The 21,982-nt window shown below is 39.7% G+C and carries 16 protein-coding genes; 9 read left to right on the top strand and 7 right to left on the bottom strand.

From position 1 onward, the window contains the following. Window positions 1-24: 24 nt before the first annotated feature. From B9A58_RS02730 to B9A58_RS02715, 4 genes are read left to right on the top strand one after another with little or no spacing between them, the layout of a single operon-like run. A complete protein-coding gene (locus B9A58_RS02730) occupies window positions 25-906 on the top strand; it encodes a hypothetical protein (RefSeq protein ID WP_084370888.1) in 882 nt (293 codons plus the stop codon). Further along, on the top strand, window positions 903-1,787 hold the full coding sequence (locus tag B9A58_RS02725; protein WP_139793715.1) for a hypothetical protein: 885 nt from the start codon (window positions 903-905) through the stop codon (window positions 1,785-1,787). Before B9A58_RS02730 ends, B9A58_RS02725 begins: the two co-directional genes overlap by 4 nt. A 44-nt stretch (window positions 1,788-1,831) precedes the next feature. Further along, a complete protein-coding gene (locus B9A58_RS02720; RefSeq protein ID WP_084370886.1) occupies window positions 1,832-2,728 on the top strand; it encodes a hypothetical protein in 897 nt (298 codons plus the stop codon). Window positions 2,729-2,738: 10 nt separating this feature from the next. Continuing rightward, the gene (locus B9A58_RS02715) at window positions 2,739-3,623 is read left to right on the top strand and encodes a phytochrome family protein (protein WP_084370885.1); all 885 of its coding nucleotides are present in this window, start codon (window positions 2,739-2,741) and stop codon (window positions 3,621-3,623) included. Here the strand turns inward: B9A58_RS02715 and porU2 are convergent, their stop codons facing one another. After that, entirely contained in the window at window positions 3,624-8,666 is a 5,043-nt protein-coding gene (porU2, locus tag B9A58_RS02710; protein WP_084370884.1) for a putative type IX secretion system sortase PorU2, read from the bottom strand. Continuing rightward, on the bottom strand, window positions 8,653-9,735 hold the full coding sequence (locus B9A58_RS02705; protein WP_084370883.1) for a putative type IX sorting system protein PorV2: 1,083 nt from the start codon (window positions 9,733-9,735) through the stop codon (window positions 8,653-8,655). Before B9A58_RS02705 ends, porU2 begins: the two co-directional genes overlap by 14 nt. 434 nt (window positions 9,736-10,169) lie before the next feature. Here B9A58_RS02705 and B9A58_RS02700 point away from each other — a divergent pair, with 434 nt between their 5' ends. Together B9A58_RS02700 and B9A58_RS02695 are read left to right on the top strand one after the other, a co-directional pair. Continuing rightward, entirely contained in the window at window positions 10,170-10,526 is a 357-nt protein-coding gene (locus B9A58_RS02700; protein ID WP_084370882.1) for a PadR family transcriptional regulator, read from the top strand. A gap of 74 nt (window positions 10,527-10,600) precedes the next feature. After that, entirely contained in the window at window positions 10,601-13,123 is a 2,523-nt protein-coding gene (locus B9A58_RS02695) for a PspC domain-containing protein (RefSeq protein WP_084370881.1), read from the top strand. 181 nt (window positions 13,124-13,304) lie between these two features. Here the strand turns inward: B9A58_RS02695 and B9A58_RS02690 are convergent, their stop codons facing one another. From B9A58_RS02690 to B9A58_RS02680, 3 genes are all read right to left on the bottom strand, one after another. Next, window positions 13,305-14,516: a cytochrome-c peroxidase gene (locus B9A58_RS02690; protein WP_084370880.1), complete on the bottom strand. Its 1,212-nt coding sequence runs from the start codon at window positions 14,514-14,516 to the stop codon at window positions 13,305-13,307. Window positions 14,517-14,660: 144 nt separating this feature from the next. Beyond that, window positions 14,661-15,212: a hypothetical protein gene (locus B9A58_RS02685; protein WP_176214657.1), complete on the bottom strand. Its 552-nt coding sequence runs from the start codon at window positions 15,210-15,212 to the stop codon at window positions 14,661-14,663. A gap of 246 nt (window positions 15,213-15,458) precedes the next feature. Continuing rightward, a complete protein-coding gene (locus tag B9A58_RS02680) occupies window positions 15,459-15,830 on the bottom strand; it encodes a hypothetical protein (protein WP_221407803.1) in 372 nt (123 codons plus the stop codon). A gap of 100 nt (window positions 15,831-15,930) precedes the next feature. Between B9A58_RS02680 and B9A58_RS02675 the strand changes: the two genes are divergently transcribed. From B9A58_RS02675 to B9A58_RS02665, 3 genes are read left to right on the top strand one after another with little or no spacing between them, the layout of a single operon-like run. Further along, window positions 15,931-16,524 carry an RNA polymerase sigma factor gene (locus tag B9A58_RS02675; RefSeq protein WP_245826972.1) on the top strand — a complete coding sequence of 198 codons (594 nt, stop codon included), beginning with the start codon at window positions 15,931-15,933 and terminating at the stop codon, window positions 16,522-16,524. Next, window positions 16,514-17,236, top strand: coding sequence for a hypothetical protein (locus B9A58_RS02670; RefSeq protein ID WP_084370878.1), 723 nt, complete (start codon window positions 16,514-16,516; stop codon window positions 17,234-17,236). Before B9A58_RS02675 ends, B9A58_RS02670 begins: the two co-directional genes overlap by 11 nt. A gap of 4 nt (window positions 17,237-17,240) precedes the next feature. Continuing rightward, window positions 17,241-18,323 carry a hypothetical protein gene (locus B9A58_RS02665; protein ID WP_084370877.1) on the top strand — a complete coding sequence of 361 codons (1,083 nt, stop codon included), beginning with the start codon at window positions 17,241-17,243 and terminating at the stop codon, window positions 18,321-18,323. Window positions 18,324-18,346: 23 nt separating this feature from the next. Here B9A58_RS02665 and B9A58_RS02660 read toward each other — a convergent pair whose 3' ends face one another. Both B9A58_RS02660 and B9A58_RS02655 read right to left on the bottom strand, forming a co-directional pair. Beyond that, complete coding sequence (locus B9A58_RS02660) at window positions 18,347-19,846, bottom strand: alpha-amylase C-terminal beta-sheet domain-containing protein (RefSeq protein ID WP_084370876.1); 1,500 nt, start codon at window positions 19,844-19,846, stop codon at window positions 18,347-18,349. 196 nt (window positions 19,847-20,042) lie between these two features. Beyond that, window positions 20,043-21,848, bottom strand: coding sequence for a helix-turn-helix domain-containing protein (locus tag B9A58_RS02655; protein WP_176214656.1), 1,806 nt, complete (start codon window positions 21,846-21,848; stop codon window positions 20,043-20,045). Window positions 21,849-21,982 lie beyond the last annotated feature (134 nt).

Below are 21,982 nucleotides of genomic sequence, written 5' to 3'. Positions count from 1 at the left end.
GTTGGGTATAATAAATAGAAACTAATGAAGTTTAACCTGTCATTTGAAGCACGAATTCTGTCCTTGATTTGCGTATTGGGCCTCATGCGCATGGGAGTTGGAGTCTATCAGATTTTTACTTTACAAGTAGGTTTGATTGAGCAAATACTTAATTACTCCTTTATTTTATTTTTCTTATTCAATTTGTATTTCGCTCTTGCATACAGATATTCTAAACTAGGAGTGGCAGTTTTCTGCTATGTCCTTCTGCTTATGTTGAGTGTCACTTGGCTGATACGTGATGGTCTGTCGAGTAATACAGATGCAGTTTTTATGGCTATTATGATTGTTTTTGCTGCTATCAGCAGAGGGAAGTTCCTTGTTGTAATAGTCTGTACTGTTTTATGTGTTGAGATTTTAATCTTATTGATGTGGTTGCACTTCCCAGATTTGTTTGAAACATTGAAAACAAATTCTCTTAATGAAGTATTAAGTTATCAGTTGCTGCTTGTACTGGTCGCATTAATTGTATTTTTTATGTCCTATGAGTATCAAGGAGACTTGGATAAGCTGGCTATGCGAAATGCTGAAATAAGATCGAAGATTCGTGAGCTTGAAGTAGAAAATCATCAAATTGAAAAAAACAGAAAGCAGCTTGAGCAGATCAATCAAGAATTAGCTGGTAAAATAGCCACCCGTGTTTCTCATCTGATAAAAACGACAGGGAAAATAGCCAAGTTTATACGTCTCAGCTCTCGTGAGATTTCTCCTTCATTAATTGAGCTTAAAACACAAATAGACGAATTGTCTAATAATAAGGCTGATCAAGGATATTTGGATTGGCTAAAGAAATCTGGGAATAGTTTGATTAACGCTTTTGAAGAAGTCAAATCTTCTTATGAAGAAAGAATGAGAGAGATTATATGACAGTATTTAATGCACACGACAATTTTCGCATTTTGGTATTCAGGATTACACTGTTTGCATGCGCCATATTGTTTTCATTGGAGTATTTGAGATGCTACTCAGTTTTTGGAGCGTCAGTCATACTATTTATGCATTGCTTTATGATTGTCGTGTCTTTAGGTTCGCTACTGGCGCAATACGTATTTAAGTCTTACCAGGTCAATTCAATGATTTTTGCCTTATGTTGGATGATCACCTTTGTTATCATGTGGTTGAGCTTTGGAGGGATTGACGGTCCTTTGACCTATTTCTTTTTTACGTTGCTCATTGTATTTACATTGATTCTTCATAGGCGATTTCGATTGCCATACATTGCAGTATTTACTCTGGTATGTATGGCCCTGAGCCACTGGTATCCTTATGGTCATGGACAAATGTCCCAACCAATGCTGGATGATGGTTATCCTTATTTGTCTTTGTATTATATTATAAATTCGATACTCATTGCTATTACTGTCATTTTTTTAAAGTCAAAACTTGATATTGAAAGAAGAAATGAAAATTTAGTCACTCAAAGATTGACCAATTTGAACAGTCAGCTGGAGACTAAAAGAGTGATACTTTTGAATCAGCAAAGAGAATTGGCCTCTATGCAGGAAAATCTGGAAAGTATGGTGTTTGAGCGAACAAATGAATTGTTTGAGCATAATGAAAAAATGAGTCAGTATGCATATAGCAATGCACATTTGATCAGAGGCCCTTTATGCAATATTAAAGGTGTTCTTGCCATAATTGAGCAAGAAAATGTACTGCCTAATAATAAGAAGGAGCTGAAGTCATTGGCATTGAATGCAGATAAACTAGATGATTTATTAGGAGAAATAAACTTACTTTTAAAGTAAAACAAGCATACTAACCTACCATTGGATCATAAAAGAGTCTCTTAATGCAATTTTATAAAAGCCAAAATCGGCAATTTGAAGCAGATATTCTTACCGTAGGTTGTATAGCGGGAATTATGCGCATGGTCATTGCGATTTATCGCGATCTGCCACTGCATGTTGTCAACCTTGATTTCATTGTCGACTGCTCTCTTTGTCTGATTTTCTTGTCTCCACTGATTCTGCTTCGATTAAAGGTTAGATTTGAATTTATAGCCGTTCCATTTTCTTTTCTTATGATTAGTTTTTTGTGTCTCAACTGGATCGTTCTAGATGGTATTAGTGGGATGGGTGAGTATTATTTTATTGGAGGAATGATATTGATTGCACTGATTAATAATGGTAAATGGTTGGTGTTTTTTGTCTCAAGCTGCGTGTTGCTGGAAATTGGATTACTGTACATCGCTATATTTAGAAGTGATTTAATGAACGAGTCAAATCCAGATGATCAGAATATCTATCACTACCTATGGATCACTATTGTAGTTACAATTGCATTGCTCTACCATAAAGCTCAGTTTGATTTCAAAAGACAAAGTTTGAGAGAAAACAAGAAAAATTTAGAACTCAAGGTCAAAGCACTGGAACGAAGAAATATCCAGCTTGAGGAGCAAAAGGAGATGCTGCAACAATCCAATGACTGGCTTGAAAAAAACATTACGCAAAGAAGTGAGAAGTTGATGAACCAGCGTAAGTCCATAGAACAATACTTGTCAGTTACCCTATTTGAGATTGGCCCTTTTTTGGAGTCGACCGTGCAGTCCATAAAAGGACTTGATGCGAAGACAAAAAAGACGCCTATGGGTTCATTACTGATGCAATCGACTGATCATTTGCAATCAGCCATCCAGTCAGTCACTAATAAAGTAAAGCAAGGCCTTTATTACAATCCAGAAAATTAAAAGCCGTCATTTGATTTCAATCAATTCAAATATCAAAAACAATGAATTCAAGCTTTTAAAAATAGTCTTGATTACATCTGTGGTATTTTGGTTTTTGGGGATGATCAAAGGATTTTGGTTTAATGGAGAGCAGACCATTCTGATTTTGGATTCACTGTCGTTTTCAATTGCTGTGGTCATTCTTGTTGCTTTGGTCCTGGGAGGAAATCCTGAATTATTAGCCAAATTATTTTGTCTTTCTTGGCTGCCCATGTTTGTGATATACTGGAAGTATTATGGGGGTGTAGAAGGGTCTATTACCTACGTGTATTTCACTGTTTTGGTCATTTTTTTAGGATTGCTCCAAGGTAAGTCGAGGCTGTTTATGACTATTATCCTTTGTTTGGTTAATTTAATTTTGACTTTGGATGCAGAGGCTGAGATTTTAATCAAGATTGCTCCTATAGAGAATTTGATTAATCCCTTGTCGGTTAATTATCTTTTTAACTCAACGATAGTGGCGGCCATCGTGGTTTTTATTAAAGTAAGGTTCGACAAAGAAAGAGAAGATATCGAAACCCAAAACCAATACCTAGACCGATTAAATCAGGAACTGTCGATCAAGAATGAGTTGTTGAGCAATCAGCAGCAGCAGATCAAGAGTATCCAAAACAATCTGGAAGAGTTGGTGCATGAACGCACGCTGGAATTAGAAAATAGAAATAAGGAGCTGGAAACTTATGCGTATGACAATGCGCATGTTGTGCGTAGACCGCTATCAAATATTTTGAGTTTGTTAGATATCCTAAATGAAGAGGATAGGGAGGGTATTCAAAAATCGCAATTGAAGGATATTCAAAAAAACGCCAAAGATTTGGACGAGGTTGTGCAGAAGATTAATATGATACTTCACTAATCACCTCAGTAGATACATTTTCCCGAACCCATTTTTAAAGCCTCTGTCAGCTGACGTTTCTCTATGTTTGAAATTTTCACCTGGGTTTTTGATGAGTATCCTATAGAGGTAAACACCATTGGCCAATTGATCGCCATAGTTGTCTCTACCATCCCAGGCGTAGTCTGTTCTATTGTTTCCTATGTTCAAAGGTCCGAGCTCATCCATAAAAATCTCTTTTACTACTCGGCCAGTTACTGTCAGTATCTGAATTTTTATATCCTCAGGAAACTGTGAACCTGTAAGGGTAAAAACAAATTGTGTACTCGAAGAAAATGGATTTGGGTAAGGATAAAAATTGGTAATCGTAGATTCATTGATGACCTCGAAGTTGATTTCATAAGGTTTTAACCCAGAAGGGTTGCCCGAGGCATCATTTGCCAGAACGCGAAGACTGTGGATCCCATCTTCTAACTGCTCTGGAGTAAATACCGTTTTGAAGTTTTCTTCAGTAGTAGCTGGAGACCACTCCACGAGTGCACTGCTAAAGGCCATGCGTTCGAAGTCACAGGTCTCACACGGTTTTTTCAGATAAATATTGATACCAGTAGTGTCTTCCATCAAGAGGAAGGAGTTGTCATCATTGATGTGAATCTCAATGGATGGAGTAGGAGAAACAATGTCTCCATCCATAATTTGCACGCCATCAAATGACACATCTACCAGTGGGTTTGTTTCATCAGGTGTAATATGCAGATAGTTGGCAAATCGAGCTGTATTGTTAAAAAAGTAGACCTCATTAGGATAATTGCGATTGGTGGATAAGATCAGATCATTTAGGCCTTGATTGCCTACTGTGGTGAAGCTAACGTCAAATTGTGCAGAGTCACCACTGCTTAAAGCTGGTAGATTTAATGAATCCTTGTACTGAATAGAAGTTGTTTCATTTAGTAATTCATATTCAACCTTTATGGAGTCTTGGAAACTTTTACTTGAATAATTCCAAAACGTATATGAATTGCTGATAGGCTGACCTTCCTGTACTTCAATAGGATCGCTTATGCCCATTTGATTGTTAATGAGCAGTAAACCTTCAGGTGCCGTTTCATAATCTACTCGCCAGGATCGGAGTTGCTGAGGTGTTTGTAGCACTACATCGCTAATATTCAATTCCAATCTTAAATAGGGGTAAACATTGGCATCTACTGTGCTGATATCAAAATCACCTACAGAAGCACTCTGGAATAAAAGTTGTTCCGTTTTGTTTTGAGTGATCCCATAAACGGAGAGCGTCTTTGTGTCATCTGATGGATTGGTGGAATCTTCTATCTCAGAAATGACCTGTGACCATGAAAGTGCAGGACCAATTTGACCAGACGAAATCTCGCCTGAGTCAAAACTTCCACCTAATATCTCTTCCAAATTCAATTGTTTTTGGTTGACATCAGGGGCTGAAGCTCTGACAATGGTGCCTGAATTGGAAGCCGCATCTTTAGCACCCAGCATAATGATAGGTTCATCGCCACTTAAGGCAATGGCATCTAATTCAGTTCTGTTCAGACCTAAGGATTCGAGATCATCAATAAGCGAAGAGGGAAGGGTAGTGTAGTCAAAATTACCTAACGAAAACACCAGTACCTTATCGCCACTTTCAATGTTGTCGATAAATACTTCAGGGCCATAAATACCTGGGACATCGCTCGCTGTATAGTTGTAGATCACTTGAGGAAACAGCCCACAGACCAATGCCTGATTCCCATCAAACCCAGGAGTGGCTACTGCTTTGAATGGTATATTTGATTGTCTTTTTAGAGCCAAAAAATTGATTGTGTTATTTCTGCATCCAGGGTCTATGGCATTATTGGTAACGAAATAATTTCTACCGTCCAGCAGCACTTCTGTGTCTGTATAGTCTAGTGTAGGATGACTGGAACCATAGTTTTCTACTTCGAGTTGGAGCTGAGAAGTCAGGAAGGTCCATTCACCAGTTATGGTGTCAAGTGAGAGCCCTTCTAAATTATTCTCAGCCAATTGAACTGGCTTGGTTTGTGTCCACCCTTCTCCAAGCGAGCGATCCAAAACAAATGAATTTGTGACCCATTCGTCTCCTTCTGATGGCAGAGGGTCAGTGAATCGTGTTCTCCAATAAAACACTGTGCCATCTGGAATAGAGCCATTGGCTTCAAGGTTGATATTCAACTTTCCAATGATTTTGCTGCTCACAGACTGACGCATGAGGTAAGTGGTGTTGAAAGCGGAAGAGGTGTCTATTTCAATATCAAAAGATCTTTCACCAACCAAGAGATTGGAAGATTGAAAATAAAATTCAATATCAGATTCGGATTGTATGGAGAAGTGAGCAGGAAACAAATTGAATGTGCTGCCTGAAGACAAAAACAGATCCAGTGATGCCGTGTTATTCGTTTCGTCCATTTCCTCTATTCTGCCAGTGGGATCAAGCTGAACAGAGAAAGAGTTTAAACCAGCTGCATTACTCACTTCATTTCCAATCTTGAAGCGAACAGTATCATCTCTTAGCACCTGATCAAATATCTCTGGTTCATACACGAGTGATTGCCCATCAGGAAAAGTTCGGGTAATCGCTATGTCAAACGTGTCATTGGCATATATCCCAAAGTTTTTTATATTCATTTCGATATAGAATGAATCAACAGTAGCGAGTAATTCTGATCCATTATAGGTCCCTGCCTCTAAGTAATTCTCATTGATGTCATAGTCAGGTTTGTCTGGGGCGAAAATAGTAACTGCTGGGTCACCCTGTAAGTTGATTAATTGCACTTGTGAGATCGCAGACTCTGATGATCCATAGGCTTCTACGTATCTTTTTTCTGTTTCTTTTTTCACCTCACCTACAGACTTACCACTAAAAGCACTTTCCGTGAAGGCGATCTCATAAAATAAGTTGGTGTACCTTCTTAGGTTTGTTGAAAAGGCTACATGGCTGTGCGCCATAAAGCTCAATGCCCCTAGATCTGGTGTTAAGATCCAATCAACACCAAAGGACTCATTTTCACTAAAGAAATCTCCTGCCAAACATCCATTAACCATAAAGACAGGGTATTTGCCTTTGTTGGAGTAGCCAAAGGCTGGATCAGAAACCAAGCCAATCTCAATATCAGTTACGCTGCCACTCGAATGACCAAAAAAAGTGACCATCATTACGCCCTCATTTATTTCATCTGAGATGTTGATCAATTCTACGGCACCATTGTTATTTTTTGACAGTTGAGTGGAGGCTCCACCTAGTAATTCTCCTCCCGCAATCGTGGCAAATCCGTCAACATAGGCCTTGAAAATATTTAATTCGGATTCAGTATTTCCACCACTCAGATGTACTAGATGTTTTTGTCTTAGCGTATTGAACGGAAGGGCTTCTTCTTCTATTACCTTATTTAAGTAGGCCTCTATATGATCTGGTTCGCTGGCATTGATTCTCCCTGTGGACAAAACTCCATATCCAACCCCACCATCAAAGCCAACAGAGAAAGGTACGTCTGCCCCAGGATGACCAAAAGTAGGGATGAAGTGACGATGCGTGGGAGCTGCTGGGTCTTGTCTGTAGTAGTTGGCTTGTACGTTTGAGGCTTTGCCTATAAGAAATAGGAACTCAGGCGTGCCATTGTCATACACATACTCACAAAATCTTTTGATAGCCAGGGGAGAAGGGTTTCCATAATTGTATTGATTGAATATGACTTCAATATCTATATCCAATACACTGTGGCTACCACCTGGCACAGATTCTCGATAGTTTTTATAGGCAGTCACCTGATCTCCCTGGCCACTAGAGGTATTGCCTCTTAAATCAGTGTGGCTCACCATGAGATAATTATAGTTGGCTGGATTGAAATTATTGAAAAAGACTTCTTTGAATGACAATACCGCATTTTGACCAGATTGTGCATGTAATGTTCTTTGACTGCTTGTATTATCTATGACTGCGTTGAAGGTTCCACTACTTTCATTTACACCTATGTTGATTGGATGGTAGTTATCAGTGATGTCATAAAGTAAAATATCTGATGGGGAGTTTGAAACTTCAATATAGGATTTATTACCCCCATTGGTTTTCATTGCAAACCGACTATTTGAAACCGATTCCATATCATAGGATTTGCTGTAGTTCACTTTTATATATGCTACTGAAATCCTATCTGCTGCACCTGATACGCCATTGACTGTGACGCGTACAAAAAGTTCTCCTCCAGAGGATAAATCGCTCCATTCTATATTCTCAGAAACTAAATATTTTTCGTCCGCATCAAAAGATGCAGTACCGATTTCCCTCAAAGAACCAGCATTTGGCCCGGCAAAGATGGTTGCATTATGTGAGTTGTTGTTTCCTCCAATTAGCAAAATTTCAATGGAGGGATCAATGTCATCTTGCACACTGCTCGTCAAGCCAGATATGGTGTGATCAATATTTTGACCAAGACTGGCAAAACTACCTGTCCAGCCTTCACTTAGGTCATAAGTAGGGAGCACAATTGAATTGGAAGAACCATAACTTTGACCTTCATAGTATGTAGTGGTAAATAACTCAATAGTTTCACTCAAGTGATAATTTTCAGCGACAAGTCCACTTACATTGTTTTCGGAAAATTCGCTCATTCTCAAACCTGTCTCTGCACTGAGCTTGTAGGTTAGGAAATAGGCTGAACTATCTGAGAAGATGTTATAATAAGTATGTGGTTGATTTGTGGGGGTGTCATACAAAGGAGTATCAAAGGTACCGTCACTCTTTTGTGCATAGAATTCCAGATAGTCCGAGGTATCAAAAGAGCCATCAATTTGACCTTCTATATTGATAGCAACTTCTTGACCAAGGTGATACAACTGAATCTTGCGTGGATCCACAGACCCGACTGGAAAGCCAAAACCAGATAAGTCAGAGCGACTCATTCGATATATTCCGTCTTCACCAATATTGATTTTAAAATATCTTTGATTTTGATCGATCCACTCATTACCATAGGGTTGCGCCAAAAGAGGTGTCCCAATGATTAGTAGCAGCAAGGTGATATAACACTTATTTCTTATCATCAAATCCAAGTTTAAGTGAAATAACGTGGGAATAAGGGGTTTCAGCTTGATCCCCAATATCAGTCAGTGCATAGTCAATATTAAAATTATTGAGTTTGACTCCTACACCAAAATTCGGCTGGTAGACCGTGGAAGTCGAGCGGTCAAAGTTCTCAATTTCTTGAAATTGTCCTGCACCAAACCTTAGAAAAAACATTGAGAGGTAACTAGCCTCTATGCCAAATTTGGGGTCCATGGAAGCTGTACTTGATTTTATTAAAGTATTTCTTTTGCCGTCAAACGTAGTTTCTAAATCGAGCGCTAGTAGAAGACCGAATTTCGTCAAAATATCAAACTGATAGCTGACGCCAAGAATGGCTCTGGGTAACGTGATTTCTATAGAGTTTTCAGGAATAACGTTGCCAGTTTGGGTGTAAATATCAGCAACTAGTTCTGTATTGTGAGACCAGGCATTGTAAGTGCCTGTAATGTCCCTGAGCATCAACGCCAAATTTAATTTTTTGATTGATTTAGATAGGCTTAAGTCTAAGCCATATCCCCAGGCAGTTGCAAAATTGCCTGCATGTCGATAAATGATTTTAGCATTGCCACCTACGTCAATACTACCAAGAGCGTTGATTTTTCTAGCATAAGAAAATAGAAAAGCATAATCCGAAGCCGAAAAGAATTGGATGTTGTCGTAGTTGAGTGCGCCATTGGCGTCGTATAAGAATCTGGTATCAGGAATGTCGTCTATGCCAAATCTGATGACAGAGAAGCCTAAAGAGCTCACGGAGTCGATTTTAGTAGCAAATCCCAAATAATCGTAATTGGCAATGCCTGCAAAATATTGAGCATGCATTAAAGAAACGTCATACTTACAGGCCAGTTGGGTGAGGCCTGAGGGGTTCCAATAGCCAGCACTCACGTCATTGGCTACAGCCGTAAAGGCACTGGCCATGCCTAATGCACGTGCATTCACTCCAATTGCCAAAAATTCATTGCTGTATTTTGGCGTGTTGGATTGAGCAAAAGAGTTGGAAATACATAGCCATCCCAGGATGGCGGCAATGACTATTCTCACGTGCATCAATTGAACTATATCAACAAATCTAAATACTCTCACTTTGCCAGTCAATTTTATTCTATCAGTCTACAAGATTTCTCGTCTGATAATAAATTATTTGGGTTGAAAACCTAAAAATGATTTTTGACCATAGTATCTATAACACACAATTGATATAAATAAATTATAATTATTAGGACAATTCACTGTACTAAATAAAGAAAATTAAAGAAATGTAATTTTTTTCACCCAGTACTTGGCCTTGCAAGGTACTATTCCGTATAGAGTTACCAAGGTCAAAAAGAATTTCAAAAATTAGTCACTTTCTACGCGAAAATGGCTCAAACTAAACGCACTAAAATTCAAGACTATGATTATTTTAATTTTTCTCTTGTTCGCATTGGTCTTCCAGTTAGTTGGGAGTCTATTGAATTGAGCAAAGCCCAAGACGATTGGATATGAAGATAGAAAACACACAAGTACAGATGAGAAAGGGCATTCTTGAGTTTTGCATTTTGCAAATCATTTCAAGAGGAGAGGTGTATGCTTCTGATATGCTCGAAGAACTCACATCAGCAAAAATCATGGTGGTAGAAGGGACGCTATATCCCTTGCTCACACGGTTGAGAAAGGCTGGATTGGTAGATTACAAATGGGTGGAGTCCAAATCGGGGCCGCCAAGGAAGTATTATACCATCACAGATGAGGGTAGCGAGTTTTTGGGTAAATTGGATGATACCTGGAAAGAGCTCATGTCGTCTACCAAAAAGATAAGTGCCAAAAAAGTATCAAAAACCAAGGCAACAAAATCATGACAATCAACAAAACTATAAACAGAAACTCACCAATGGGAGGCCATTCTATTGGATCAAGCATAAATTAAAAGACAATGAAGAAAAATATTAGTATCAATATAAGCGGTATTATTTTTCATATAGAAGAAGATGGATATGCTCAGCTGAAAGCGTATTTGGAAACCATCAATAACTATTTTTCTAATTATGAAGATAGCGCTGAGATCATTGCGGACATTGAAAGTAGGGTGGCAGAGATTTTCTTATCTAAGCTAGACGACGGCAAACAAATCATCAATCATGATGATGTAAAGGGGCTGATCGATACCATGGGAACTGTTGCGGATTTTGAAGCCTTAGAAGATGATGAACCTGCTGTGGCCAAGGAAGAACCTACTCCAGAGCAAAAGAAAGAAAAGAAGAAGGAAGAACAGCGCACACATGATGCAGCTGATCCGGGCAAACAAAAATTGCATCGCGATGAGAAGCGAAAGGTTATTGGAGGTGTGGCAGCGGGTATTGCATATTATTTCAGTATCGACCCCCTCTGGATTCGTTTGATAGCTGTGTTGCTTTTTCTCAACATATTTGTCAGCTTCTTGAGCGGCTCCGTACTCATTGCTTATATCATCTTGTGGATTGTAATCCCAGGATCTAATACACTGGGTGATGATGAGGAAGTCAAAAAGATGTTCCGTGATCCAGACAATCAGGTGCTTGGTGGAGTGTCTAGTGGAATCGCGGCGTATTTTGCTGCAGATGTTACCTTGATTCGATTGCTATTTGTATTGTCTATTTTTCTTGGCGGGACAGGTCTCATAATCTACATCATTCTATGGATGATAACACCAGTGGCTAAGTCCCTGACTGATAAAATGCAAATGCAGGGTGAACCTGTGACGCTTTCTAATATTGAACATAATGTGAAGAAAAGCCTCAGGCACGAAGAGGGTGAAGAAAGTTCATTGGCCAAAGTACTGCTATTCCCATTTCGATTGATTGCCGCACTATTTACTGCGCTGGCGGGTTTGTTGGGGCCCTTTTCTAAGGTCTTGATAAATGTGATTAGAATTTTTGCAGGCATTGTGGTCACCATGGTTGGCGTTTCTGGTATGGTGAGTCTCTTTGTGACGGCTGGTATTTTGCTGGGATTGTTTACCGGGTTTGGTGACTGGATCAGTGGCACATTTTTACCTGTTGGAATTGTAGCTGAAAGTGTATCTGGATTCACCTTTTTGGCTGTATTTCTCACAGCTTTCATTCCGTTTTTAGTCTTGTGTCTATTGGGTATTTCTATCATGACAAAAAACATGGTGCTTCGTGCACCACTCGGGTGGTCGATATTTGGAGTATGGGTACTTTGCTTGATTAGCTTATCTATAGCCATACCAAGTGTAGTAGGAGAGTTTAGAAATGAAGGGACTTATCGCGAGACGAGAACCTTTGATTTGAAATCTGATGAACCCATTTTGCTGACCTTAGATTACGTTGATTTTAGCGGAATAGATGCAACTAGTTTGAAATTGCGAGGACACAAAGATTCTGTCGTGCGATTGGATATGAGGTACGAAGCCCATGGACGCTCACGTCAGCAGGCTGAGGAAAATGCGCAAATGATTTCTTATGACATACGCCAAAAGGGCAATGAATTGATATTTGATTCTGACTATTCGTTCAAGGCCAGGTCTAAGTTTAGAGCCCAACAATTGGACATGACCCTCTATATTCCATACAATAGAAAATTTGTGATGGACGAGGATATGGTAGATATCATCGAGCATACCTTCAATAGAAACGGCTACAGAAGCTGGCAGATCACTTCCAGTAATGAATGGGTTTTCACTGAGGCAGGATTGGATTGTTTGACCTGTAGTGAAAGGCACAATTCACGTGGATTATTGGATAGAGGTGATCGTAGTAATGCAAGACCAAAAGCCAAAGATAAGGTGAAATACAAAAGTAAGTCTTATGAAGGCGAACCCATGACTTTCGATATTCAAGATTTTGATGAATTAGAAGTGGGAGGCATTTACAATGTATACCTGACCCAAGGTGATGAGTATAGCATAGAAGTAAAGGGCAGAGAGAGATACAAACGAGATGTGCTGATTAAAAAGTATGGCAATGTATTGGAAATAGACATGACTGGCAGGAAATGGGATTTGCTCAAAGACCTGGACGATGATTTGAGATTGGATGTTTTTATCACAATGCCTGGGCTTGAAAGAATCAACAGCAAAGGGTTGTCTTATTTTGAAATCAAGGATTTCGAAGTGGATGACCTGGATATTGATCTGGGAGGAGCCTCTTCTGCTGAAATGAATTTAGACGCAAAAGAATTAAAAATCTATTTGAATGGTGCTAGCTCTTTGGAGCTCGAAGGACTGTCAGATTACTTGGAAGTAGATGTATCTGGCGCTTCAACTTTGAAAGCCTATGAGCACCAAACGAAAACGGCAGAAGTATCTGCTTCTGGTGCTTCTAATGCTAAAATCAATGCGAGCAAAAGACTCACTGTAGATGCCAATGGCTTAAGTACTGTCCGCTACAAAGGGGATGCGGATGTAAATGTGATCAACGAAGATGAGCTGAGTACGGTACGTAAATCTGGCCGATAAGAAAATTACATTTCAAGTTTATAGTCTGTCCCGATTCGCAAGAGTCGGGACTTTGTTGTTATTAAAGAAGTGTCTCAAAGGTCAAATAAGCTACCAGACTGTATGGAACACCTATACCTCACTTACACAGTTTCTTGGATACTACCAATCTGTATTTTTTATACTGTTTTTTATTTCCTTTTTACTCAAAAGGATCAGACCATTTTTCATCTGTATAGACATTGCTTCCTGTCAAGGTTTTCATAAAGGCCAGGACAGCCTCTTTCTCTTGATCTGTAATGGCCAGGTTTCTTACCGTGTTGTTACCTCCACCACCACGTCTGCCATCACCACCAAACAACCTGTTGTCTGTATTGTTGCCCATAGCTACACTTTCATAGTGATCCAATACATCACTGAAATCAGAGGAAAAACCATTGTGCATAAATGGCCCATTGGCAGCGCCATCAGCCCCAAAAAGGTCTCTCAGTGATGGTGATCTGGTAACGTCAGTGTCTGTACTGCCATCTATGGCTGTAATCATGCCGTTGTTTCTAGAATCAGGGTCAATGTCAAATTCTGGCGCTCTATGACAAGTATTGCAATCGAATCCACCACCCACTCGTACACCTTGATTATTCAAATCTGCCCTTTGCATGAAAAGCCTTTTGCCTTCATTTTCCAGATCTGTGAAATTGGAAAAATTACCATTATTATTGCCTGCAGTGGCCCTGCCATCATCATATTTAGAATCAAAAGAAACAATGCTTCTAATAAACTGTGCTAGCGCATTTTGCATGCGTGATTCAGTAATTTTAGCATCACCAAAGGCGAATGTGAACAATTCCTCATAATATCCTTCCTGACCCAATTTGCTAATGAGACTGTCGAGGTCAGGATCACCATTTTCTCCACTAAAGCCCATTTCCAAATGATCTTGAATGGGCATGGTAGTTTGCTCTTCCAGACTATTGGCTCTTTCATCCCAGAAGAAATTATCTTCTTCGGCAAATCTCGCATTGATGAGGCGCATGGAGTGTCTACCAGTTGACCCGTTTACTCCAGCAGAGGCTACTGCCTGATCTCCAAAGGCAAATGCCTGTTGGTGACAGCTGGCACAGGAAATGGTATTGTTGGAAGATAACTTATTGTCATAAAACAAAACACGGCCTAGTAAGGCACCCTCGTCAGTGATTTCATTACCTGAGGTGTTGTCTTCATCAATGTAATTGGGAATGTTTTGATTTGTATAGCTGGGCAGATGGTCTGGGTCAATGTTTGCCCCAAAGGTAGCTATGACCATTTCAAAGGAAACATCTGGGGAGACTTCCAATTCTTCTGGGTCAGTAGAGTAGCAAGAGGAAAAAATGATTACTAACGCAAGTGGGATCAATCGATAAATAGAACTATTCATATCACGTGTTTATTTGTTTAAAATAAAACGTGAGAACGAGTATTAACCCTGCCACCTCTTAGAGGCAAAAAGAACTCATTCGTCTAATTATAAGACGTGTTGGTCGAAAGCTTCTTGTTGAGACTTATCTGGTTTGATTTCAATCTACATTCCTTCGTCTATGTAAGAAGCCAACTTGTTGATTTTTGACTCTTTACAAGTGCCACGAGTCGCCCACAGAATTTTCCCTTCTGGGTCTAAAATAAAGAAGTAAGGTGTGTCTTTTCTATCCATCATGTCCAAAATTTTTTGGTAGCTTTTCAAGTTACCTGTTTCAAATAGAGTATGAGGTTTCAGTACTTCATCCATTTCGCTAGCCATTTTGGCTTTGGCTACATCTTTTAGAGCTATCGTCATACCACTGAACATGTAAACAAAATGGACATTGACATCATAGCCAATTTGTAACCCTTGAGGCTCAGCGATAAACTTCTGATAGACTGGGACGATCCATTCTGGTATTTTATCTGCTGATTTTTTATTATAAGCAAGGCCAATGATCGAATATTTTCCTTTTACATCATCAGGAAGCATATAAGTGTTGTCAGAAAGGTCTTCAGCTTCCATGTCTGGAAATATCGAGCCAATCGTGTTTGATTCTTGTGCGAAAACATTCAATGTAAACGTCAAATAAGCCAGCAGTAAGGAGGTTTTCATATACGTGGTTTTATCTAATGAATATATGAATATTTTAGAATTAATTACCATTTCTAAAACAGATAATTAATTGTTTTCAACGCTAAAAAGACTGCTAAGTAGATTGATTAATTCGAATTACTTCCTCCATATTTCTTAGGAATTACTTCTCCTTCTGACTCCAACGTCCACAAGACGCTAACAATCCACCATCTCTCATCATAGAAATCGAGTAAGTAACTGGTGATTACCCTTTCTTCTGAGCCTTCAGCATCCTTCCCATAAAAACTCTGAAATACCTGTGCTATACCATTGTATTGATCCGACACTTGGTGAAATTCCTTTTCTGTATAACCTTGCTCGTACGTAATATGGATCCTTCAGTAGAACAAGGAATTCATTTAGGGAGACGGATTCTAAATTTGATGGATTGTTACTTACCATAGCGAGCTGTGCAGATGGATGAAATAAGTTTCTGATCGCCACACTGTCCATAGTTTCACCTGTTTCAATGGTGATTTGATCTAGTAGTTCAGATAGAACACTATTGATAAATTGAAACCGCTTCTTATTTTTTTCTTGCACTTGGCTATGACTTATGACCACAAAAGTGAAAATAGAAAGGAGTAGATTTTTCATATTTAGTTAATGTAAATCCTTGATTAAAGAATGCCTGCTGAATAATTCAATAAATTTATGTTCTTGATGCAACCTTAGCCAACCAATCTGCATCTAGTCCATGAATTCACAACCAATGGGTTTCAAAATAGGTCAAACAAACTCCGAATCTGAACTGATCCGTCAGTGTAAACGCCAGGACAGGCGTGCACAAAAGCTACTATATGAGCAGCAGTCTCCAGTCATGCTTACCGTGTGTAGACGGTATATCAGTGATGCGGACATGGCTCAAGAAATGATGCTCAGTGGATTTGTGAAAGTGTTTGGTAAGATAGAACAGTACAAAAGCGAAGGAAGTTTTCAGGGCTGGATCAGACGGATCATGGTGACAACCTGCTTGGAATGGATCAGAAATAATCAGCAGCTCTATAAAGAAGTGGATTTGGATGAAATCAATCCTGCTGTTGATTTCGAAACAGCAGATCAGAGCCTAGAAGCCGAGGATCTGATGCAGATGATTCAGGAATTGCCACAAGGATACCAAACTATTTTTAACCTATATGCGATTGAGGGGTACACACACAAGGAAATTGCTGAACAACTGGAGATTTCAATAAATACCTCCAAGTCGCAACTGAGTAGAGCAAGAAGCTTGCTGCAACGGAAACTAGCGGCAAGCGAAAAGGAAATTAAAAAAAGAAACAATGGAAGCTAGAGAGACTGATAAGTTATTTCGGGAGAAGCTGAAAAATGCACCCACTACTCCTAATGCAGGTGGCTGGGAGAGGCTAGAATCTATGCTGGATGAACAGGCAAAAGTTCCAATGTTTGGGTTTTGGAGAGTAGCTGCTGCTGTGCTCTTGTTGATTGTATCTGGCTTGGTCATGTTCTTTTGGGATGGAGATAAGTCACTGACTAACCAAGTGGCCGTCATAAAACCTCCATTAGAGGGATTGCAGGATCGTAATGTGATAATTCCTGAAATCAGAGTAATCGAGGACAAGGGAAATAAGTCAGCGGTTGGGTCAGAGGTAATTCAGACAAAAAATGAGAAAGCACCTAAAGCTATTGAAGCTACAAGATCTGTAATTAGTAAAGAAAAGGTTGAGGTTGTTGAATCAGAAGAAGTCGAAGCGCAGCAATTAGCGCAAGTTGAAACGGTAATACCTGATATCGAAGCCACACCTGAAAAGAAGAGGTTTAAATCCATAAAGATCACTTACAAAAGAGGAAACAAACCATTGCCCAAGCAGGAAGAGATGGTAGCTCAGCAAAAAGTAGATAGTACAGGGAATAATAAAATAAAGGAATTGTGGGAACAAACCCGTGAAATCAAACCAGGAGATCTATGGGCGGATATCAGAGATGCCAAAGACAATTTATTTCAAAGAAACTCAAAAAAGAACGTCAAAAACTTAAATAAATAATACAATGAAACGAATAGGACTCATCACGCTCTCATGTGCTATTGCTATTGGCGCACATGCGAGCGACCTTGTAAAGGAAGACACGGTGGTAATAGAATTTGGAGAACGGAGCAAAATGGTCATTTATGCAGAAACACAGCAAGACCTAAAAGACTTGGGAGATTACGATATCAATGCCATGATTGGTGAGCTCAATGCCAATTTAGACTCAATATCTACTGATACAGAAGAAGTAAGTATTGTGGAAGAGTCTGATAAATACCGCAAGGATTTAGATGAATCTACAAAACCCTTGAGCTATTATGGTGATGATCGATATGGAGATTCTGATAGGGATCAGTATGAGAGGCGGTACGACAGAAGGGATTATGGTAGCCGAATTGATGACTATGATGACAATGATTATGTCATAGTCAATAAAAATCGCACTGGAAGAAGAGGAAGTGGTACTTACGGCACTTTCGAAATGGAACTTGGGATGAACAATTGGTTAGAAAATGGCTCTTTTCCAGACAACAATAATGCAGCCTATGCAGTCAAACCCTGGGGTTCTTGGTACGTAGCCGTTGGAGGTGCCTATCATACTAGAATTGCTGGCCCACTGAAGTTAAAGTGGGGAGGTAATATGTCTTGGTACAACTGGAAGATGGAAAATTCATCTGTCAGAATTTCCAAAACGGACGCTGGGACTACGTTTGTAGAAGACCCAACGATCAACGGAAAGAAGAGCAAACTGGCAGCTACCTATGTGAATGCCAGCTTAATGCCCATGCTGGAGTTCGATTCCAGAGGACGAAACCGCAGCTGGAACTGGAGTAAATATCGAAATAGAGGCTTTAGAATGGGAGTAGGTATGTACGCAGGTTATAGAATAGACAGCTGGACCAAAATCAAATATTCTGAAAACGGGGAAAATAAAAAGGACAAAGACAAAGGCAACTATTACTTGAATAATTTCCGATATGGAGTGAAAGCACAAGTAGGATTTAGAGGTATGGATTTGTTTTTCAACTATGATCTGAACGAGGTATTTGCAACTGACAAGGGCCCCGAATTGCAAGCCATTAGTTTTGGTTTTATACTTTAAAAAAAGGCTGTTTCAAGAATTATTTATTCATTGTCTATAGCCATCACCTTGAGCGTATGGGTAGTGGTAGTGTTATAGCTCACATTTCCAGAAGTGCTTGATTGTCCGTTCGTAGTCGAAGGCTCAGAGCCATCTGTAGTGTAATAAATCGTAGGTGTGATGCCACTATCATCCGTGGCACTGATATTTACTTGAAAAGGAGTAGCTGACGTATGTGGGCCTTGAGGTGTTACCGTCACAGTAGGTGCCTGGTTTCCAGTGCCTCCTTTTGCCCATACTGCATAATTATTGCCAGACGCCTGGAGGACATAGTCAGAAGCATCTGACCACCCAGCTTCGGACGGGCTCCAGTTGCCACTTCCTATTTTCATGGCCACTTTGCCACCAATTAGTGCCGCATATACCGTACTTGTGGCTTGTATGATCTGAAGTGAACTGGTAGAAGTGATGCCATTATTTTTTCTCACGGCTATCAAAGCGTCAATTTCACCTTTTGCGCCCCAGTCGAAGTAATGAGGCCAATATATGGTAGGGATACCAGGATGGGTAAGCAAATAGGCATAAGCATGTCCTACATTGCTTGCACTGAGCACATTGTTGTCGGGGTCGTAACGGGGCGTATCATGATTTTCAATGAATGTGGTAGATTGACCAGGAGACCAACCGATCAAACCAGAGGCTTGTAGGTCGCCTCCCTCATTGAATGCCAAATAGCTGTAGTTATTGTCTTTGATGGCTGCCTTTAGTGCGTAGTACGTTGGGAAATCAAACCCCGTGGAGGTGGTGCCTGTACCATTGATCCAATCCTGAATGTGCTGCTTGTCATTCCAATCCTCACCTACAGAGAAACTGGCACCTGAAGCTGTGTTATATTCATTGATGTAGGAGGCAGAGAAGCCATGGACTAAGTCATATCTCCAGCCCTTATAGCCAGCGGATTTTAATTGTTCGAGCCATGACTTGATACCATCTCTTACGCCCTGATTGGTATGATCTATATCACGGGCAGCATCATAGCCATTGCCTGTATCAGCATTGCCTCGCTCTAAACCTTGGTATTCGGGCTGATTCCATACTTCATCGTTATTAGTAATGGACCATGTGCCCCAGGTAGGGTTTGTAAAATCGACCCAGTTGGTAGACCCTACGCGATGGTTGATCACTATATCTGCAATAGGTTCTATGCCCTGGTTGTTGAGATTGGATAACATAGCCAGATGTTCTGATGAAGAACCATAGCCATTACTTAGATTGCTCAATTCACGAGGCAAATATCCTTCGTCCGATCCGGCATCACTTGGTGGTGGCAGCCAGATCATGTCTATACCTGCGGCCGAGATTTCGGCAGCACGCCCAGAGACATGATTGTACCATCCTTCAGCCTTGGTGTCGTGTGCTTCCCAATAAAAGCCCTGTAATAATATTCTGGAATCATTCGCCTGCTGGGCGAAGAGTGTACTTGTCACGCACCACCAAAGGATAAGCAGCGAATGAAAGCGTTTTGAAGTAAACGTTTTAAACATATTTTTAAAGTTTTAGTTTTTGTAATGCTTATAAGATTAGCCAGAACAGGAATGGAATTCGAACCACTTTAAGAATAGTAGAAATGTGCCAAATCATTAAAGTGTCACTTTACAAAGTGAATCTTGTAATTGATTGATTTTGAGTAGTTTAATGGTTATAGATAGGTCTGTTTGTTGCCAATAACTTTTTAGAAGGTTAAGAATAGTCCTGGAGATATCCTCTTGGTGTGGCTCCTTTTATTTTTTTGAATGCTCGATTGAAAGAGGTTTTAGAATTGAATCCAGCAGCATAGGCAACAGCCAGAAAGGATTGATCTGAGTTTTCTGATTTCTTTACCTCTTCTATAAAATGATTGACTCGATACTCATTTACAAAATCAAAGAAATTTTTATTGAATCCTTCATTGATTACCCTAGAAAGTGTGTGCGTATTCGTATGAATCATTTTAGAAAGCTCTGCTAACGTCAGTTGAGAGTTGAGATAGGCTTTGTCCGTTTGCATGGTGTCGATGAGGGATGCTTTCAGTTCGTCTATGGCAGAATGACTGAGGTTGGAGTCTTTATATTTTTCCACTTCACCAATTTTGAAAATTTCAGGTTGGTTAATCGCAAAGTAGCCCAATATGAAATTGATGGAGGCAAATATTATCCAAACGGTGTCCGTAAGTAACTCCACGATCCAGGTCAATTCGAACTGGAACAAGTAGTCGTAAATTCCAAATAAATAAACCATGCCCCAAAGACCAAGACAAAGGGATAATAGCAGCAACACTGTACGCAGGTAGGTGATGTTTTGCTCGAACGAATGATTGTCGTCCAGGCGCTTGCCAATGTAGCGAATGAGGTTTTTGATAAGTACCCAATACCAAAGATTGTAAATCAACCCTGCAGCGCCCACTAAAGAAAAGAAGAAATCAAAATCACTGTCCACCTCTCTATCAATAAAAGTCTGGTGTTCCATTCCGAAATATGGGATATTGGCCAAGATGAAGATTAAAAAAGGAATAAATGAGAGCCAAAATTTGGTGACATTCTTTTTTTCGAATGTGGTGAGTTTTTGGATATAGCGAAAAAACAATGGGCCATATAAAAAGAAAATGAATTCGGGAATCAGTAAAATTTTAGGGAAGGATTGAAAAATAGAACGATCGTAAGCAGCCACTTTCGTGAATAATGAAATAGACACCAGCACAATAAGCGTAGATAAGTATAGATTGGCCTGTCTGTTGTTGTTTTGAATGCTGAATAGCGTAATGACAAGAAGAATGCCTTGGAATACGGCAAAAAGCATGATCAGCGAATACAAATTGAGTGGATATGATAAATCTTCCCAAGACTCTACCTTCATTTTTACTTCCTTGTCGTCATGACCACCAACTTCTATTTTTCTGTTTTGGCATGCCTTGCCATTGGGCCGGCCTTCTACTGACTTCCAATCTCCACGTGTGATTTTGCACTGAAAAGTATCCAGACCAGGCTCAAGGTTTAATAAATAGGTTTGGGTAAATATTTTTTTGAATTGGTATCGATCGTCTTTGGGATCCCACTCATTAAAACTCCCTGTTAAGTATAGGGAGGCATCGTGAGGTGTGTTTTCTGGGACTTCTAATAATATGGATATTTGAGGCTTTGCTATGATGGCCAGATCCACCCAAGATTGAATATTGTTCACGACAATGTTCTCGCCACTTTCATTAAATACAAAGAGGCGATTATCTATGTGATCTCCGTTCGAATTGCCTTCTACAGCGTGCCACCCACCTCTGGTAAACTTGTAGTTGAAGGCTTTTATATTTTCTTTGAATATATAAATATATGAGCCATCTTCTTGTCTATTCATCATGTACTGGGGGTCTTCAGCTGTCCAATTGTTGAAAGTACCCGCAAGAAAAACAGTATCTTCTTTGGGTGTGTATTTAGGGACACTGTTGGCAATGATGACAATGTCTGCTTTTGACTGTAGAGGTGTCAGACCCAACTGGATTACGATTAACAGACTCAAAAGAATTGTACATTTGATTCCCATAGCTTATAACAATTAATTTTTCACTCAACATTTCATAATGCTTTGGATTGCTTCTTTTGTGATCTAGATCACAGGGAGTCTAATAAACTTGGGGGGCTCAACAAGGTCAG

Source organism: Reichenbachiella faecimaris (assembly GCF_900176375.1).
Classification (GTDB): Bacteria; Bacteroidota; Bacteroidia; order Cytophagales; family Cyclobacteriaceae; genus Reichenbachiella; species Reichenbachiella faecimaris.
This window is presented reverse-complemented; position numbering and strand designations above follow the sequence as displayed.